The organism is Lysobacter auxotrophicus (genome assembly GCF_027924565.1).
Lineage (GTDB): Bacteria > Pseudomonadota > Gammaproteobacteria > Xanthomonadales > Xanthomonadaceae > Lysobacter_J > Lysobacter_J auxotrophicus.
On the sequence record NZ_AP027041.1, the window covers coordinates 1009176 to 1026536 of the forward strand.

A 17361-nucleotide genomic window follows, 5' to 3' on the forward strand; every position below is an offset into this window, starting at 1 on the left:
ACTGCCGGCGAGCGGCAGGTCTGGTCCAAGTTCCGCGTCATCTCTTCGCACCGCTTCATGATGTAACAGGGGACATCGAAGTGTCCGGCTACCCGCACGGCGTCGCTCAAGCCACGCGTACCGATCCCTTGCGCGTGCTCGAGGAAATCAAGCGTTTGTCCCTGGAGGTCCTCGGCGGCCTGCCGGGCACGCTGTATGGACCCGTGGAAGACGCTCTCAAGGTCGCCATGCTCAAGGGCGACGGCAAGACCAACCATTACGAGGAACAGGCGGCGTTGTGGGTGCTGCGCCAGCACCAGGCCACGCACGTCATGAAGTTCCGCCAGCAGATCGCCCAGGCCTTCGACGACTTCCGCGCGCTGCGCATCCGCAGCGGCGGCGAAGTCCCGCTGCGCCTGCTCGACGAACAGCAACTGGAATACGAGCTGGCCAGCGGCCGCCTCAATGAATCGCTGGTCGCGCGCTTCGCCCGCCCGCTGGACACGTTGCAGAGCCGCCTGCAGGCGCTCTCCGAGTCGCTGCGCGTGCCGGCGGGGCTCAACCCGATCGGGCCGGAACGCCTGGTCACGGCGTTCTCGCAGACCCTGCAGGACGCCCAGGTGCCCGACACGCTGCGCGGCCGCCTGTTCCGTCATTACGAAACCGAACTGATCCGACTGCTCGGCGACCTCTACGCACGCATCAACGCGCTGCTGGGCAGCTCCGGCTATGGCGCGCCGCTCGCGCCGCGTCCGCCGGAAGAACTGCGCCGCGGTGCTGAAGGCGTTGCGCCGGCCGGCTACGGTGGTGGCTATGGTCCGCAGGACGGCTACGGCGCCCCCGGCGGCTACGGCCCGGGCCCGGGCACGGTCGGCGAACCGGGACGCGGTTCGGCCCCGCCGATGTCGCAGCAGGACATCGCCGCGATGGCCCAGGAACTGGCCCAGTTGCGCGGCCAGCTGCACGCCTGGCGCGAGTCCATCTCGCGCGGCGACGTCGCCACCGGCAGCGGCGGCACGCATGCGCCCGAGCGCCCGGTGGGGCAGCGTCGCGAAATGCGCGTGGACGAGATCCTCAGCGTGGCCTCGCTGCTGCAGGCCGAGCCGCCGGACGCGTTCGCACGCGCGCTGGCCGTCACCGGCCGCCTCGGCGAAACCATCCGGGACCACCTGCAGGACGGCGCGCGCCGCCTCGGCCTCAATCCCGACCAGGCCTGTTTCAGTCCGGAAGAGGAAGACGCGATCGACCTGGTCGCGATGCTGTTCGACTCGCTGTTCCGCCACAACGCGCTGCAGGATCGTGCGCGCCGCCTGTACGCGCGCCTCGTGCTGCCGTACGTGAAGGTCGCGCTGACCGACAACGCCGTGTTCGTGAAGCGCGAGCATCCGGCGCGTCGCCTGCTCGACGCGATCACCGAGGCCTGCGAAGGCAACGATGGCGAGACGCCGCAGGATCGCGAGCTGCTCGATCGCGCGACCGAGATTTCGCAGCGCATCGTGGCCGACTACAACGAAGACCTCGCGGTGTTCGAGATGGCGCACGCCGAGCTCGACGCTGTCCTGGCGCAGCAGCGCCGCCGTTTCGAGCTGCAGGAGCAGCGCGCCGCGAAGGCGACCTACGGCCGAGAGCGTCTGGGCGCCGCGCGCGCGCAGGCCGAGTCCGCGCTGGAAGAGCGCCTGGGCGACACGACGCTGACGCAGGCGGTGGCGGACTTCCTCGCCATGCCGTGGCGCCACCATGTCGTGCAGACGCTGCTGCGCGAGAACGCCGACCAGCGCCGCCACGCGGAGGCGATCGCGCTCGGCGACGCGCTGGTGATGGCCGACCGCCTCGCCGGGGAAGGTCGCGGACGCGAACTCGCCGACCAGCTGCTGGCCCTGCAGCCGGCCATCATCGACTGCCTCGCCAGCTCCGGCCTGGACGACAGTGCCGCCCAGCACGGCATGGCGGGGCTGGTGCGCGCCCTAGCCACGCCCGACACGCCGCGTCGCCAACGCCCGGCCGAACCGCTGTCGATGCCGGAAGACGATTCCGGCGAAGCCGAGCGTCGCCTGTGGCTGGCCGCCGGCACCGATACCGTCCGCCACGACCCGCTGCTCGCCGAGCGCATGAGCACGCTGGAAGTGGGCGACTGGCTGCGCCTGACCAATGTTGAAGGCGAAAGCACGGCGGTGAAGGTCGCCTGGCTGAGCCCGCTCACCTCGCGCTACCTGCTGGTGAACCGCCGCGGCCTGCGCGTGCTGGTCGCGTCGGCCGAGGAGCTGGCGGCGCTCGCCGGCGCCGGCCGCCTGACCATCGGTGCCGAACGCACGGCGTTCGACGAGGCGATGCGGCAGGTGAAGCGGCATCTGGACCGGGCATCGGCGACACGCTGAGTGGCGCTTGGTCGCAACCGCGGTCGATAGCAACAGCAACAGCGCCTTTGTAGCCCGGGTAAGCGAAGCGCACCCGGGGGCACGCCACTCCTCCGTCCCGGGTGCGCTTCGCTTACCCGGGCTACAAGAGCCGTTGCCATCGTCGTTGTCCCTGTACCTGATCGTCATCCCCGCGAAGGCGGGGATCCAGGGACTTTCCACGCTTCCAACTCAGCGCATCAAAGAATCACCCACGAAGCTTTCCGACCGCCTGTCGCGCCAAGTCGCTTTCCCCGCTCGCTCAACGAAAATCGATTCCCGATTCCCGATTCCCGATTCGTACCGCAACGCACTCACCCGTGATCGAACCAGCGAAGCAGCCGCACGACGACGCGCTCACGTCGCCGACGCCTCCGCCGTAGCACTCGCCACCACGCGCTCGGGCCACACCGTCTTCGCGAGCAGTTCGTCGTTCCAGTCCAGCGCCAGTTTCCCCTCGCGCGAGGCCTCGTCTGTCACGAACAGGCTGACGAAGTTGAAGACGTTGCGCGCATACATCTCGCTGGCGTGCACCGCGCCCATGCTGGCGAGGTTGAGCGGGCCGGCGATCGTGACGCCGCCGACATCCACGGTCTCGCCCGGTCGCGTCAGTTCGCAGTTGCCGCCGGTTTCCGCGGCGAGATCGACGATCACGCTGCCCGGGCGCATGCCGGCGACCATCGCGGCGGTGACGATCTTCGGCGCGGGGCGGCCCGGCACCGCGGCGGTGCAGACGATCACGTCGACGTTCTTCAGGTGTTCGGCGAGACGGCGCTGCTGTTCGGCGCGTTCCTCATCGGTGAGCGCGCGCGCGTAGCCGCCTTCGCCCGCTGCGCTAACGCCCAGGTCGAGGAAGCGTCCGCCCAGCGATTCGATCTGCTCGCGCGTTTCCGGCCGCACGTCGAAGCCTTCGACCTGCGCGCCCAGGCGCTTGGCCGTAGCGATGGCCTGCAAGCCGGCGACGCCCGCGCCGACGATCAGCACCTTCGAAGGGCGAATCGTGCCCGCGGCGGTGGTCAGCATCGGGAAGAAACGCGGCGCGAGCTGCGCGGCGATCAGCACGGCCTTGTAGCCGGCCATGCCTGCCTGCGAACTCAGCACGTCCATCGCCTGCGCGCGCGTGGTGCGCGGGAGGCGCTCGAGCGGGAAGGCAAGCAGGTTGCGCGCGTTGATCGCTTCGCCGCGTGCGGAGTCGGCCTGCGGCGCGAGCAGGCCGACGATCGCCGCGCCCTTGCGCAGGCTCATCAGGGTGGGCGAGGTCGGCGGTTGCACGCACAGGACGAGGTCGGCATCGCGCAATGCGGCGGCGGCGCCATCGACGAGTTCGGCGCCTGCTTCGGCGTAGGCCTCGTCGGTGAACGACGAGGACCGCCCCGCGCCGCGTTGCACGCGCACCTGCGCGCCGCGCGCGACGAGTTTCCTGCAGGTTTCCGGCGTCAGCGCGACGCGCCGTTCGCCGCTTGCGGTCTCGCTTGCCACGCCAATGGTGATGCCCGCCATCGCCTGCTCCCCGTCGGTTTTTCCGCATCGTAGCGGAAGGGCTCGCCTGTGGGCGGGCCGGGCGACGGCGCCGAAGCTACGGGCCTGGGTGCCGGCGTTCGCCGGGATGACGGGGCGCAAGCAAGCGCCTGGCCGAGAACCTCAATGGCGCGGCGGCGGGCCCGGCGGCATGTCGGCCGGGGCCGGATTGGCCTGCACCCATGCCTTGCGTTCCTCTGGCGACATCGCGCGCCACTTCGCCTTCAGTTCCTTGCGCTGCGCCTCGTCGAGCGTGCGCATCTTCGCGAACAGGGCGCGCGTCTGCTCGCGCTGCTCGGGGTTCATGCTTTCCCAGCGCTGCATGCCGTGGCGCGCGCGCTGACGCTGTTCGGGCGTCATCTGCTGCCAGCGCTGGGCGCGCTCGAGCATGCGCGCGCGTTCGTCGGGCTGCGTGTTCCAGCGGTCGCGGATCGGCGCCAGCAGCGTTTCGCGCTGCGCCGGCGTCAGCTGTTCCCACGCCGGCAGCGGCTTGGCGTCGGCCGCGGGCGGATCGGCCGCCAGCACCGGCGCGCTGGCGATCAGCAGGGCGAAGGCGAGGGACGTCAGGGCGTTGCGCATGTCACGGCTCCAGGGACGGCACCGCGTCGTCGTTCGACGCGAGCCACAGGTACAGGTCGGGATTTTCGTCGAGCGCGGCGATGGCCGTGTCGGCGTCGAACGGGCTCGCCCCAGTGGGCGCACTCGCCACCATCGGCGTGGAGGCCGACGGCGTCGGCGTCTGCGCCGGACGAAGCTGCAGGCCGATCGCGATCGCGAACACCGCCGCCAGTCCGCTGCCGAGCACCCAGTGGAAACCGCGGCGCGGTTCGCGCTCCGCGGTCGGGCGCGCTGCTGCATGGCGGGCGACGCGAAGGCGTGCGCGCGTCGCGGAGGACACCTGCGAGACCGCCTGCGCGTGCAACTCGCGCATGGCGTTGTCGAAGCGTTCGTCGTTCGTGGTTATCGTGTCGTGTTCGCGGGATGTCATCGCCAATCCTCCAGTTGCCGCTGCAGCGCTTCGCGCGCGCGCGACAGATGGGTCTTCACCGCGCCTTCGCTGCAACCCATCGCCCGCGCGGTCGTGGCGACGTCGAGTTCTTCCAGCACGCGCAGCGTGAACGCTTCGCGCTGCCGGGCGGGCAGGGCCGCCAAGGCATCGGCGAGCTTCCCGTAGGCCTCGCGGCCCTCGTGCGCGCGCGACGGATCGGGCGCGTCGTCGGCCCAGTCCAGGGCGCTTTCCTCGCGCTCCGGCGCCGGCATCAGCCAGCGCAGGCGAAACGTGCGGCGTCGCTGCACGTCGATGATCCGGCTGCGCAGGATGCTCCAGAACAGCGGCGTCCATTCCGCCGACGGACGCTCTCGATAGGCGAGCATCTTCATCATCGCGTCCTGCACCGCATCGAGTGCGTCGTCGCGGTTGCGCAGGCCCAGCTCGGCGAAACGGAACGCACGCGTGCCGATGCCGGCGAGGAATTCCTCCAGCGATGCGGGCAACCGCACCGGCGCCTGCCCGACCTCCGGCGCGACCGCTTCGGCCGCGGCGCGCGCATGCGCGTCGGCCGCCGGGACGGACGGCGTGTCGTCGTCGAGTTCGCGATTCACGCGTCGGAGCATACGGGGTCCGTGTCGATGGCCGTGCCAAGGGAGAGCTGGTCCATCGGTGCCCGCCTCGTCCTCGGCCCGGAGGGGCCTTGCGCGGAGGGGAACGCCCGGCGCGCGGGGCGGTTGACACGAGTGGCGCCGCATTCATCCGCGGTTATGATGCGGAAGACAACTCGATGGGGATGACGGATGGGCGACGGGTTCGTGGCTTTGTACATCTTCATGCTGGCGGCCATCGCCGGCCACGTGATCATCTCGCGCGTGCCGGTCATCCTGCACACGCCGCTGATGTCGGGTTCCAACTTCATCCACGGCATCGTGCTGATCGGCGCGATGGTGGTGCTCGGGCACGCCGACACCACGCTGGAGAAGGTCATCGGCTTCCTCGCCGTGCTGCTGGGGGCGGGCAATGCCGCCGGCGGCTACGTGGTGACCGAGCGGATGCTGGACATGTTCAAGTCGAGCCGGAAGCCCGGGGGCAAGGCATGAGCGCCCTCGCGTGGGTCGCCTCGGCCAGCTACTTCGTCGCCGCCACGCTGTTCCTGCTGGGCCTGCAACGCATGGCCTCGCCGGTGACCGCGCGTAGCGGCATCCGGTGGGCTGGCCTTGGCATGGTGATCGCCACGGCGGCGACGTTCCTGTTGCCGGGCCTGCACAACCTGCCGCTGATCGTGCTCGCGCTGGTCATCGGCACGGCGGCGGCGTGGATCTCCGGCAAGAAGGTCGCCATCACCGACATGCCGCAGATGGTCGCGCTCTATAACGGCATGGGCGGCGGCTCGGCGGCGGCCATCGGCGCGGTCGAACTGCTGCGTTTTTCGTCGGCAGGCCAGGCACCGTCGCCGACGGCGCTGGTGCTGGCGGTGATCGGCGCCGCGATCGGCGCGATCTCGCTGTCGGGTTCGATCATCGCGTGGGCCAAGCTCGACGGCCGCCTCGACAAGCGCGTGGTGTTCCCCGGGCAGCAGCTGTTCAACCTCGCGGTATTCGTCGCGATGCTGGTGCTCGGCGGCATCGTCGTGCACTCGCTCAGCGTGCCGGCGATCGTCGGCTTCTTCGTGCTGGCGCTCGCGCTGGGCGTGCTGATGACGCTGCCCATCGGCGGCGCCGACATGCCGGTGGTGATCTCGCTCTACAACGCGCTGACCGGCCTTGCGGTCGCGTTCGAGGGCTACGTGCTGGGCAACGAGGCGCTGATCATCGCCGGCACCATGGTCGGCGCGGCCGGCACGCTGCTCACGCAGCTGATGGCCAAGGCGATGAACCGACCGATCCGCAACGTGCTGTTCGGCAGTTTCGGCGGCGGCGGGCAGGCACAGGAGATCAGCGGCTCGCAGAAACCGATCGAAGCCGGCGACGTCGCGGCGATGATGGCCTACGCCGAACGCGTGGTGATCGTGCCCGGTTACGGCATGGCCGTCGCGCAGGCGCAGCACAAGATCTGGGAACTCACGCAGAAGCTGATGGAGCGCGGGGTGAAGGTGAAGTTCGCCATCCATCCCGTCGCCGGCCGCATGCCCGGCCACATGAACGTGCTGCTCGCCGAAGCCGGCGTGCCGTACGACCTCATCGCCGACATGGACGACATCAACCCCGAGTTCCCCAACACCGACGTGTCGCTGGTGATCGGCGCGAACGACGTGGTGAACCCGGTGGCGAAGACCGATCCGGCCTCGCCGATCTACGGCATGCCGATCCTCGATGTCGCCAACTCGAAGAACACCATCGTGATCAAGCGCGGCAAGGGCACGGGCTTCGCGGGCATCGAAAACGCGCTGTTCTACCAGGACAACACGCGCATGCTCTACGGCGACGGCGCGGAGATGGCGAGTGCGCTGGTGAGCGAGCTCAAGGCACTGGACGGCGGCGGGCACTGAGGGGTACGTGACGGCCGCTGCGTCGTCGCGGCCGCTCGGCAACCGCCTCAACGTCATCCCGGCGCAGGCCGGGATGACGGACGACGCGTTAGCGCGTCCCGCAGATCTCGCCGTTGACGAAGGTGTCGATGGTGCCGCCCGTCTTGTGGCCGCTGACGAAGAAGTAGCCGGTCGCCTCCGCGAAATCGCCGGTGCCCGACACGATCTGCTGATAGGCGGTGACCACGCCCTCGGGACCGCTGGTCGTGACCCCGGTTTCGCGCACGGTGATGTTGCCGCGTCCGGTGCGGTATTCGAACGGTCCGCTGTAGGACACGAACGTCGGCGAGGTGGCCGGGCCCGCACGCGCGCTGTCGGCGGCGAAATGCGTGGTGCCGCGCAGGCCATGGTTGCCGTCGACCTCGCCGAGGAAACAGCTCGCCAGGCCCGCGTTGCAGCCCTGCGTGGACTGGATCTCGTCGAGGTCGGCGTGGATCTTCTTGCACTCGCCGGCGAGGGTGGGAAGGGCGATCGATGCGCTCGCGACGAGCAGGGCGAGCAGGGCAGGCTTCACGACGTTCATGGCAGGACTCCATGCGTTGCGGGCCGCAGCGCGCAGTGCGGCACCGCGCGTGCTCCCGGCGGGCGCGCGAGCGAGAAGGAATGCGGCGGGAATCAGGGAATCGAGCCGGCGAGCGCGGACGACGGCGATGTTCGCGACGACCGCCATCGGCCGAGCCAGCCGCGTCGCGCGAACCACGCACACGGCCAGCCGACGAGCACGACGTGCGCGATCACGCTGCACACGGTCCACGACGTTGGCAGCGCACCGCCGCGCGGCGACGCCGAAAGCGGCACGACGACGAAGTTCATGAGCGCATAAAGCAGCAGTCCGTACAGCGCGCCGTAGCGCCACGGACGATCGCGCAGCGCGGGCACGTCGCGCGCGGCGTACGCGTAGGCCAGGCCCATCGCGCAGGCGATGAGGTAATGCAGCGACAGGCCGAGCAACGCCGTCGCCCATCCGCCGGCGAACGCCGGACGACCGAGCGCGCCCGCCGCGATGCTCTGGAAGATGCGCTGCGCCGGTACGTCGCGCAGCGCCCAGAAGCCGGTGGCGTAGAGGATGTCCAGCGTCCCGGCGAGCAGGCCGCCGAGGGCGCCCCACGCGAGCACGCGTGCGGTCACGCGGCGCATGCGTCGGCCTCCCGGCGCGCCTGCGTCGCGGTCATGCCGAACGCGTGCTTGAACGCGCGGCAGAACGCGCTCTGGCTTTCGAAGCCCAGCCGGTGCGTGATCGTCGCCACCGGCATGTCGGTTTCGCGCACAAGTTCCCACGCGCGCGCCTGGCGAAGGCGGGTGAAGTAGTCGCTCGGCGTTTCGCCGAACACCGCGCGGTGCAGGCGGATGAGATGCCCCGCCGAATAATGCGCGCGTTCGGCGAGCCACGGCACGTCGATGCCCGCGTCGTCATCGGTATCGACGTGGCATAGCATGAGGTGTCGCAGGTTCAGCAGCCGCAGCAGCGCCTGGCGGCGATGCGCGAGCGTGCGGCCGCGGCAGCGCGGTAGGCAGGCCGCGACGTCGCGTTGCCGTTCGATCAGCGCGGGGAACAGCAATGCGAGCGCTTCGTCGTCGTGTGCGAGCCGCTCCATCGCATCGTGCACGCCTTCGCCCGGATCGCCACGCCACGGCAGCGGCTCGTGTTCAGTGACGACGTCGCCGAACGCGCGCGCCCACATCGCCGGCGCGGCGACCAGCGCAAGCCAGCGCGATTCGTGCGACGCGTGCACGTTCAACGTGCCGCCGCGCCACAGCTGCGCCTCGCCGCCGATGAGCGTCCAGTTCGCGTCAGGCGCCTGCATCGACAACCGGCCGCGCATCGGCATCCACAGCGACGGCCAGTGGGCAGGCAGTTGCAGCGTTGCGGCGCCGCGTCCGGCGATGACATGCCAACCATCGGCGGCGAGCGCATCGCCATGCGGTGGAAGCGAGAACGGCGGGACGTAGCGATGCAGCGTCATGTCGACATTCCGGTCGGGCGATCGCGCCCATTGGCTCCACGCTAGTCGCGCCGGCGGTGCGTTTGGAGAACCAATCCGGAGCCGCCTGCAGGGGCCATTCGCGTTGTCGCACGCAAACGGATGCGCCGGCCGTGAGCCACGGCCGGCGCGCATCGATCATGCGGTTATGGGCGGTCAGGCCGAAGGCCGCGCCCCGGACGGGAGATCAGCCGGTTCCCGCGTACCAGCGCCGCGCCATCCACGCGCTGGGAATGCCGATGAGCAGCATGTGCGCCAGCAGGCAGGCGAGGTCCCAGTCCGGCAGGAACCGCTTCGGCGGCGCGGCGGAAAACAGCGGCACGACGATCACGTGCAGCAGCACGAACCACCCCGCGCCGTACAGCGCGCCGAACAGCACCGGGCGCTCGCGCAGCACGCGATGTTCGCGCGCGGCGGCGTGATAGAGCCCGACGATCATCGACATCATCACGAAGTACAGCGCCGCGCCGGCGAAGGCCGTCATGGCGCCACCGCCGAACGCCGCCTCGCGTCCGGCGACCCACGCCCACACCGATTGCAGGATGCGCGCCGCCGGGACGTCGGACTGCGCCCACCAGGCCATCGCGAAGAGCATGTCCGCGCTGCCGACGGCGAGGCCGCCCAGGGCGATCCAGGCCCACAGTGCGGGACGCGAACGGACCGCGCGGGCGCGGGATGGGGCGAACGGTCGGACGAGGGCTTTCATCGACGCACTCCGGCGGGCGAATGGCCCTATGAGGCCGCGCGGAATTGGCACTGGCAAGGGCCAATTCAAGGGGGTTGAATGGGGCCATTCGCCGTCCGGCGCGTTCATCGATGGGAGAGCCCGCCATGCACCTGCAGCTCGACGGCCGCGGCCCGCTCCATGCGCAGCTCACGCGTGCGCTCAAGAGTGCGGTCTTCGCCGGTCGCGTCAGCGAGGGCGCCCGTCTGCCGGCCACGCGGCAATTGGCGCGGGAGCTTGGCGTCTCGCGCAACACGGTGCTCGCCGCCTACGAACAGCTTCGCGCCGAAGGCTTCGTCGATGGCCGCGTGGGATCGGGCAGTTACGTGACGCCGCCGCTGCAGGACGCGCGCCCGCTGCACGCGGTCGATTCGCCGCTGCCCGCGCAATCGCAGTTCGCCCGGCGCGCGCGCATCGTGCACGACCACCTGCGCATTCCCGGACGCGCGATTCCCGGCGTGCGTTACGCCTTCCAGTACGGCGTGCCACTGACCAATCCCGCGCTGACCAGCGCGTGGGCGCGCGAACTCGCGCACGCCGCGGCGTACACCTCGCCGAACTATCCCGCGTCGCAGGGCGTGCCCGCGCTGCGCGAAGCCGTGTGCGATTACCTCGCCCGCCGTCGCGGCATCCAGGCCGAGCCGCAGGACGTGGTCATCGTCGCCGGCACGCAGCAGGCGGTCGCGCTCACCGCACGCGTGCTGCTCGATCCGGGCGACGACGTGCTGTTGGAAGAACCGCATTACTCGGCGATGCGCGAGGCGCTGCAGATCCACGGCGCGAAGGTGTCCACGCTCGATGTGGACCACAACGGCCTGAAGGTCGACGAGCTTCCCCAAACGCCGCCGAAGCTGATCTGCGTGACGCCGTCGCACCAGTTCCCCAGCGGCGCGGTGCTCTCGCTACCGCGCCGGCTGCAGTTGCTGGACTACGCGCGACGGCACGGCAGCTGGATCCTGGAGGACGACTACGACGGCGAATTCCGCTACGACGCGCGTCCGCTCGCGGCGTTGCGTTCCCTCGACGACGCCGATCGCGTGATCTACGTCGGCACGTTCTCCAAGGCGATGTTCCCGTCGCTGCGCCTGGGCTACCTGGTCGTGCCGGCAGGATTGCGCGGCGACTACGTCAACGCGAAATGGCAGGACGATTTCGGCTCGAGCGGCATCGAGCAGGCCGCGCTCGCGCGCTTCATCGTCGATGGCGGTTTCGAACGCCACCTGCGACGCGCCTGGAAGACGCTGAAGGAGCGACGCGACGCGCTGCTCGACGGACTGCGTCGCTGCAGTCGCGGACGGTTGCAGATCAACGACTCGCACGCGGGCATGCACCTGGTCGTCTGGCTGACCGGTCGCACCGCGGCCGACGGCGAGGCGTTCATCGCACGCGCGCGCAGCCTCGGGCTGGGGCTGTATCCGATCGCGCCGTACTACCGCGCGCCGCCGGATCGCGCGGGGCTGCTGCTGGGGTATTGCGGGCTGTCGGTGGGGGAGATCGAACAGGCGGTGGCGTTGTTCGCGCAGTGCCTGGACGAGTTCGACGGCTGAGTCAGCGCGACAGCCACGCCGCGACCAGCAACCCCGCGCCGATCCACACCGCGTCCATCGTGTGGTTCGCCAGCGTCACCAGGATCCACGCGTGGTGCCAGCCCAGGCGCATCGCCGAATCCCACGGGTCGAGCCCGAGCATGCCGCCCAGCTGCGTCGCGGCGATGAACCAGTTCGAGGCGATCACGATCGCGGCCGTTGCGGCGACGCCGGCGAGCAGGCGGCCCAGGCCCGGGCGCCAGCCGCCCAGGCGCAGCATCCAAGCGATGTCGAGCGCGCCGAGCACCGCCATCCAGCCCAGCTGGCGTCCCGTGTAGAGGCTCGCAAGGACCCAGACCGCGGCGAAACCGAATGCGCCCAGCAACAACAGCAGCCACGAGAACCAGGTGGCGCGGCGGGCGGGCAGGGCGGCTGCGGTCATCGAACGCTCAAGTATCGGCAGGCCGCACAGCATAGCCGGCAAGCCCGCAGGACACGCCGCGAACCGCCGCAGGCCGCCTGCGGCACGCAGCGTCGCGTGGCCGGACGGTCGCGGCGCGGGCGCTGCCGGTAGAATGCGCGCTCTTGTGCCGGGGTCCGGCACCCCAATCTTCCCGGCATGTATTCCCGTAGCAGCGAACCCGTCCGATTCGAGCGCGATTGCGCCGTAGTCATGGTCCCCCAGGGCGAACAGGTCACGTTGCCGGCCGGCAGCGTGGGCTACATCACGCAGGGGCTTGGCGGCAGTTACACCGTGTTCGTCGAAGGCAACCTGTTCCGTGTCGCCGGCCGCGATGCCGACGCCATCGGAAAGGAGCCGCCCGAGCCGCTCGAACTCCCCGAAGGCGCCGATGACGACGCCGTCGAGCAGATGGTGTGGCGCCAGCTGCGCACCTGCTTCGATCCGGAGATCCCGATCAACGTGGTCGATCTGGGCCTGGTCTACGAAGCCCGCATCCTTCCGCATCCGGAAAACCCGGGGCAACGCCGCGTCGAAGTGCGCATGACGCTGACCGCGCCGGCTTGCGGCATGGGCGACATCCTGGTCGCCGACGTGCGCGACAAGCTGGAGATGATCCCGACCGTGGTCGATGCCGATGTCGAACTCGTGTTCGACCCGCCGTGGAACCGGACGATGATGTCCGAGGCCGCGCGGCTGGAAACCGGCATGTTCTAGGCCGTCGTCCGAAGTCCGGCATCGCCGGTTCTTCACGCCACCGTGATGTTGCAACGCACAGCGCCCCGCACTGCGGGGCGTTCGCGTTTTCGATGTCCACCGGGGGCAATGTTCGGCCGCGTTCCGCTGAACAGTGACGACGTCCGCAGATGACGACTTTGCGTTAACAGTCGCTTCGATGAACGGTGGGGCGTCGGGTACATCTCGCGTTGTGTTGAAACGCGTTCCGGTTTCTGGCCGGAGGCGTACCCCATCCGGTACCGGGCCGGAGCGGGGTGAAGTCCCGGCAACTGCGCAGGCAGGGTCGCGGAACAGGGGGCGGGCGACCGCCGAGACCCCGGATGGCGTGATGCCGGGCTGTCGCAGTCTCTGCGGCACCGGGGGTGTCAGCTGGAAGAACGGTCGACCGCCTCGATGCGGCGGCCGCACACAAGGCCGGTCGCACGGCGCGTTCGCGCGGCGGTAGGCGGGCCTTCCATCACGCAGTTCCAACTTCGGGGGTTCCACCAGATGTCTTCGAATGACCGCAGCCGTCGTCTCCGCGCCCATGCGCTTTCGATCGCCACCGCCATCGCCCTGTCGTCCGCGCTCGCCGCGCCGGCGCTCGCGCAGCAGGCGCGCGTCAACCTGTCCGGGCTCGATGCCCAGGCCGGCAGCGACCGCTTCATCGTGAAATACCGCGACGGCAGCGCCGAGCGCGCCAACGTCGCAACCCTGCAAAGCGTCCTGAGCACGGCGGCCCGCACCGCCGGCGCGGGCAAGGCGCTGGGCGTGCGCCACGTGCGCCGCATCGCCACCGGCGCCGACGTCGTGCGCGCCGACCGCAAGCTCGACCGCGTCGAAGCCGAATCGCTGATGCGCCAGATCGCCAGCGATCCGAATGTCGAGTACGTCGAGGTCGACAAGATCAACCGCGCGTTCCTCACGCCCAACGACACGCGCTATTCCGAGCAGTGGGGCTATTCGGGCACCTACGGCATCAAGGCCAACCAGGCGTGGGACGTGACCAACGGCGCGGGCTCGGTGGTCGCCGTGCTCGACACGGGCATCACCAGCCATAGCGACCTGTCGGCGAACGTGCTGCCGGGTTACGACTTCATCATCGACACCACCGTGTCCAACGACGGCAACGGCCGCGACAGCGACCCGAGCGATCCGGGCGACTGGGTCAGCGCGAACCAGTGCGGCGGCACGCACGCCGCGCAGCCGTCGAGCTGGCACGGCACGCACGTGGCCGGCACGATCGCCGCTGTCACCAACAACGCCAAGGGCGTCGCAGGCGTCGCGTACGGCGCGAAGATCGTGCCGGTGCGCGTGCTGGGCACCTGCGGCGGCTACGACTCCGACATCGCCGACGCGATCATCTGGGCGTCCGGCGGCACAGTCAGCGGCGTTCCGGCCAACGCGAATCCGGCCGAGGTCATCAACCTCAGCCTCGGCGGCAGCGGCGCGTGCGGCACCACCACGCAGAACGCGATCAACAGCGCCGTTTCGCGCGGCACCACGCTGGTCATCGCCGCCGGCAACGACAACACCAACGTGTCCAACGCCTCGCCGGCGAACTGCAGCAACGTCATCGCCGTGGCGTCGATCACCAGCACCGGTGCGCGTTCGAGCTTCTCCAATTACGGCTCGCTGATCGACATCGCCGCGCCGGGCTCGAACATCCTGTCCACGCTCAACAGCGGTTCGACCTCGCCGGGCGCGGAAACCTACGCGTCCTACAACGGCACCTCGATGGCCACGCCGCACGTCGCCGGCGTCGTCGCGCTGCTGCAGGCCGCGGCGACCACGCCGAAGACGCCGGCGCAGGTGGAGTCGATCATCAAGGCGAACGTCACCGCGTTCCCGTCGACGCCGTCGCAGCCGATCGGCCCGGGCATCCTCAATGCGAAGGCGGTGGTCGATGCGGCCAACGGCACCACGCCGCCGCCGACCGGCACGCTCACCAACGGCACGCCGGTGACGGGGCTGTCGGGCAGCGCCGGCACGGAGCTGCGCTACACGCTGGTCGTCCCCTCGGGCGCCACCGGGCTGAAGTTCGTCACTGCCGGCGGCACGGGCGATGCGGATCTGTTCGTGAAGTTCGGCAGCGCGCCGACGACGAGCAGCTACGACTGCAAGTCCGAAGGCAGCACCAACGCCGAGACCTGCAACATCGCCACGGCACAGGCCGGCACCTACCACGTGCTGGTGCGCGGCTACTCGACGTTCTCGGGCCTGAGCCTCACCGGCAGCTACACGGCCGGCGGTGGCGGCGGCACGCAGACGTACACCAACGGCACCGACTACACGATCAGCGACAACGCCACGGTCGACAGCCCGATCACGGTGTCCGGCCGCAGCGGCAACGCGCCGACCAACGCGTCGGTGACGGTCGCCATCGTGCACACCTACCAGGGCGACCTGAAGGTGGACCTCGTCGCGCCGGACGGCAGCCTCTACAACATCCACAACCGCAGCGGCGGCAGCGCGGACAACGTCAACAAGACGGTGACGTTCAACCTGTCGAGCGAAGCGCTCAACGGTACGTGGAAGCTGCGCGTCAACGACAACGCGGCCGGCGACACCGGCTACATCAACAGCTGGTCGGTGACGTTCTGATCGGCGCCTGATCCACGCATGTGCGACACCCGCTCCCGGATCCGGGAGCGGGGCACGCTCCGCTTCGCTTTGAAGCCCCTCTCCCATCGGGAGAGGGGTTGGGGTGAGGGGTAACGAAGTGTCGAGGCCGGCGCTCGCCAGAGCGCGGCCCCGCTCGCCCGAAGCACCGCGGGAACCCACATCACGCAGGAGAACGCATCCATGAACCGCAACGCTTCGCTTCGCGCACGGCTGTTGATGACGGCCGGCGCATTCCTCGTATCCGGCGCCGCATTCGCCGCGCAACCGCTGTTCCTCGGCCCGGCGCAGGTGCAGGCCGAGTCGGCCAGCACCGCCGGCAGGCTCGCCGCGCGTCCGGCGTCCCTGTCGGTGCGCGCGCTGCGTGCCGATCCCGATGCCGTGGCCGCGCAGACCACCGAGATCGGCCTCGACCTCGGCCTGAAGAACGTCACCGCCGTGCTCGAGAAAGCCACGGTGAACACCGACGGCAGCCTCACCTGGGTCGGCCACGTGCGCGAGACCAGCAAGGCGCGCACGATGACCACGCGCGAGGTCCGGCACGACGAAAACAACTCGGTGATCCTCGTGCGCCACGGCCAGGGCGTCACCGGCAACGTGCGCGTGAACGGACAGCTGTATCGCATCCGCCCGCTGCCCGACGGCAGCCACGCGGTGATCGAAGTCAACGAGCGCGCGATGCCGCCGGATCATCCGGCCGCGTTCCGCGATCTTCCGCAGATCAACATGGCCGCACCGTCGGGAATGGTGACGGCGCAGGCGATCGACCCCGGCGCCACCGCGACCATCCGCGTGCTCGTGGTCGCCACCAACGCCGCGGTGTCGGCCTACGGCGGCGACATGCAGGCGCTGGCGCAGCTCGCGGTTGCCGAATCGAACCAGGGCTACGTCAATTCGAACGTCGGCATCAACATGGAACTGGCCGGCTACACCGCCGTGACCTACAGCGAAGTCGGCATGAGCACGGACCTGTCGCGCTTCCGCGGCACCAGCGATGGCTACATGGACACCATCCACGCGCTGCGCGACAGCACCGCGGCGGACGTCGCGGTGCTGATCGGCAACGACGGTTCCGCGTGCGGACTGGCGTCGGGCATCGGCTCCACCGCGACGACGGCGTTCGCCACGGCGTACTGGGACTGCGCGACGGGCTATTACTCCTTCGCGCATGAAATCGGCCACCTGCAGTCCGCCCGCCACGATCCGGCGACCGACCCGAGCACGTCGCCGTATGCGTACGGCCACGGCTATCGCGCGCCGAACAACGCCTGGCGCACGATCATGGCCTACGACTGCAGTGGCGGCTGCCCGCGCCTGAACTACTGGTCGAACCCCGACGTCACCTACGGCGGCGTCGCGATGGGCACCGCAGCGACGAGCCATAACCAGCGCGTGCTGGTGAACACGAAGGCGACCGTCGCCGCGTTCCGCGGTGGCAGCACCGGCGGCGGCACGCAGACCTACAGCAACGCCACCGACTACGCGATCAACGACAACGCCACCGTCGACAGCCCGATCACCGTGTCCGGCCGCACCGGCAACGCGCCAGGCAATGCGTCGATCAACGTCAACATCGTCCACACCTACCGTGGCGATCTGAAAGTGGACCTCGTCGCGCCGGACGGCTCGCTCTACAACATCAGCAACCGCAGCGGCGGCAGTGCCGACAACCTCATCGGCACGTACACCAAGAGCCTGACCACCGAGCCGCTCAACGGCACGTGGAAGCTGCGCGTGAACGACAACGCCGCCGGCGATACCGGCTACATCAACAGCTGGTCGATCACGTTCTGACGTTTGCTTCCACGTTTGAACGGCGCGTCATGACGCCCGTTGCAAATGCAACGGGCCGAGCGCAAGCCCCGCACGACCTCCTCCCCTGCGTGCGGGACGCAACCCCTCTCCCGCTTCGCGGGGGAGGG

General features: G+C 69.8%; 15 protein-coding genes and 3 pseudogenes. 9 read left to right on the plus strand and 9 right to left on the minus strand.

Features of this window, described 5'->3' with window-relative positions:
* The first annotated feature begins 80 nt into the window (after nucleotides 1-80).
* Nucleotides 81-2354, plus strand: a complete 2274-nt coding sequence (locus tag LA521A_RS04505; RefSeq protein ID WP_281781166.1) for a DUF1631 family protein — start codon at nucleotides 81-83, stop codon at nucleotides 2352-2354.
* A 375-nt stretch (nucleotides 2355-2729) separates the two neighbouring features.
* Here the strand turns inward: LA521A_RS04505 and LA521A_RS04510 are convergent, their stop codons facing one another.
* The 4 genes from LA521A_RS04510 to LA521A_RS04525 all read right to left on the minus strand — a co-directional run bounded on the left by LA521A_RS04510 (nucleotide 2730) and on the right by LA521A_RS04525 (nucleotide 5504).
* Nucleotides 2730-3872 carry an NAD(P) transhydrogenase subunit alpha gene (locus tag LA521A_RS04510; RefSeq protein WP_281781167.1) on the minus strand — a complete coding sequence of 381 codons (1143 nt, stop codon included), beginning with the start codon at nucleotides 3870-3872 and terminating at the stop codon, nucleotides 2730-2732.
* 141 nt (nucleotides 3873-4013) lie between these two features.
* Entirely contained in the window at nucleotides 4014-4469 is a 456-nt protein-coding gene (locus LA521A_RS04515) for a DUF3106 domain-containing protein (protein ID WP_281781168.1), read from the minus strand.
* 1 nt (nucleotide 4470) lies between these two features.
* The gene (locus tag LA521A_RS04520; protein ID WP_281781169.1) at nucleotides 4471-4878 is read right to left on the minus strand and encodes a hypothetical protein; all 408 of its coding nucleotides are present in this window, start codon (nucleotides 4876-4878) and stop codon (nucleotides 4471-4473) included.
* Nucleotides 4875-5504 carry an RNA polymerase sigma factor gene (locus LA521A_RS04525; protein WP_281781170.1) on the minus strand — a complete coding sequence of 210 codons (630 nt, stop codon included), beginning with the start codon at nucleotides 5502-5504 and terminating at the stop codon, nucleotides 4875-4877. Before LA521A_RS04525 ends, LA521A_RS04520 begins: the two co-directional genes overlap by 4 nt.
* Before the next feature lie 177 nt (nucleotides 5505-5681).
* Here LA521A_RS04525 and LA521A_RS04530 point away from each other — a divergent pair, with 177 nt between their 5' ends.
* Together LA521A_RS04530 and LA521A_RS04535 are read left to right on the plus strand one after the other, a co-directional pair.
* Entirely contained in the window at nucleotides 5682-5981 is a 300-nt protein-coding gene (locus LA521A_RS04530; protein ID WP_281781171.1) for an NAD(P) transhydrogenase subunit alpha part 2, read from the plus strand.
* Nucleotides 5978-7369, plus strand: a complete 1392-nt coding sequence (locus LA521A_RS04535) for an NAD(P)(+) transhydrogenase (Re/Si-specific) subunit beta (protein ID WP_281781172.1) — start codon at nucleotides 5978-5980, stop codon at nucleotides 7367-7369. Before LA521A_RS04530 ends, LA521A_RS04535 begins: the two co-directional genes overlap by 4 nt.
* 88 nt (nucleotides 7370-7457) lie before the next feature.
* Here LA521A_RS04535 and LA521A_RS04540 read toward each other — a convergent pair whose 3' ends face one another.
* The 4 genes from LA521A_RS04540 to LA521A_RS04555 all read right to left on the minus strand — a co-directional run bounded on the left by LA521A_RS04540 (nucleotide 7458) and on the right by LA521A_RS04555 (nucleotide 10096).
* Nucleotides 7458-7931: a hypothetical protein gene (locus tag LA521A_RS04540; RefSeq protein ID WP_281781173.1), complete on the minus strand. Its 474-nt coding sequence runs from the start codon at nucleotides 7929-7931 to the stop codon at nucleotides 7458-7460.
* Nucleotides 7932-8023: 92 nt separating this feature from the next.
* Nucleotides 8024-8545 carry a hypothetical protein gene (locus LA521A_RS04545; RefSeq protein WP_281781174.1) on the minus strand — a complete coding sequence of 174 codons (522 nt, stop codon included), beginning with the start codon at nucleotides 8543-8545 and terminating at the stop codon, nucleotides 8024-8026.
* A complete protein-coding gene (locus tag LA521A_RS04550) occupies nucleotides 8533-9372 on the minus strand; it encodes a helix-turn-helix transcriptional regulator (protein ID WP_281781175.1) in 840 nt (279 codons plus the stop codon). Before LA521A_RS04550 ends, LA521A_RS04545 begins: the two co-directional genes overlap by 13 nt.
* A 205-nt stretch (nucleotides 9373-9577) precedes the next feature.
* Nucleotides 9578-10096, minus strand: coding sequence for a hypothetical protein (locus LA521A_RS04555; RefSeq protein ID WP_281781176.1), 519 nt, complete (start codon nucleotides 10094-10096; stop codon nucleotides 9578-9580).
* A 125-nt stretch (nucleotides 10097-10221) separates the two neighbouring features.
* Between LA521A_RS04555 and pdxR the strand changes: the two genes are divergently transcribed.
* Nucleotides 10222-11661 carry a MocR-like pyridoxine biosynthesis transcription factor PdxR gene (pdxR, locus tag LA521A_RS04560; RefSeq protein ID WP_281781177.1) on the plus strand — a complete coding sequence of 480 codons (1440 nt, stop codon included), beginning with the start codon at nucleotides 10222-10224 and terminating at the stop codon, nucleotides 11659-11661.
* Between the two features lies 1 nt (nucleotide 11662).
* On the opposite strand, the gene LA521A_RS04565 is transcribed toward pdxR, so the two are convergent.
* Nucleotides 11663-12082 carry a hypothetical protein gene (locus LA521A_RS04565; RefSeq protein WP_281781178.1) on the minus strand — a complete coding sequence of 140 codons (420 nt, stop codon included), beginning with the start codon at nucleotides 12080-12082 and terminating at the stop codon, nucleotides 11663-11665.
* Nucleotides 12083-12259: 177 nt separating this feature from the next.
* Between LA521A_RS04565 and sufT the strand changes: the two genes are divergently transcribed.
* From sufT to LA521A_RS04590, 5 genes and pseudogenes are all read left to right on the plus strand, one after another.
* Nucleotides 12260-12817 (plus strand): putative Fe-S cluster assembly protein SufT, encoded by a 558-nt coding sequence (sufT, locus tag LA521A_RS04570; RefSeq protein ID WP_281781179.1) that lies wholly within the window; start codon nucleotides 12260-12262, stop codon nucleotides 12815-12817.
* 510 nt (nucleotides 12818-13327) lie between these two features.
* Nucleotides 13328-15058 (plus strand): annotated as a pseudogene (locus LA521A_RS04575) (S8 family peptidase); the annotation flags it as partial.
* Between the two features lie 180 nt (nucleotides 15059-15238).
* Nucleotides 15239-15421, plus strand: a pseudogene (locus tag LA521A_RS04580) (proprotein convertase P-domain-containing protein); the annotation flags it as partial.
* Nucleotides 15422-15622: 201 nt separating this feature from the next.
* Nucleotides 15623-16870 (plus strand): annotated as a pseudogene (locus LA521A_RS04585) (M12 family metallo-peptidase); the annotation flags it as partial.
* A gap of 171 nt (nucleotides 16871-17041) precedes the next feature.
* Nucleotides 17042-17233, plus strand: coding sequence for a proprotein convertase P-domain-containing protein (locus tag LA521A_RS04590; RefSeq protein WP_281782015.1), 192 nt, complete (start codon nucleotides 17042-17044; stop codon nucleotides 17231-17233).
* Nucleotides 17234-17361 lie beyond the last annotated feature (128 nt).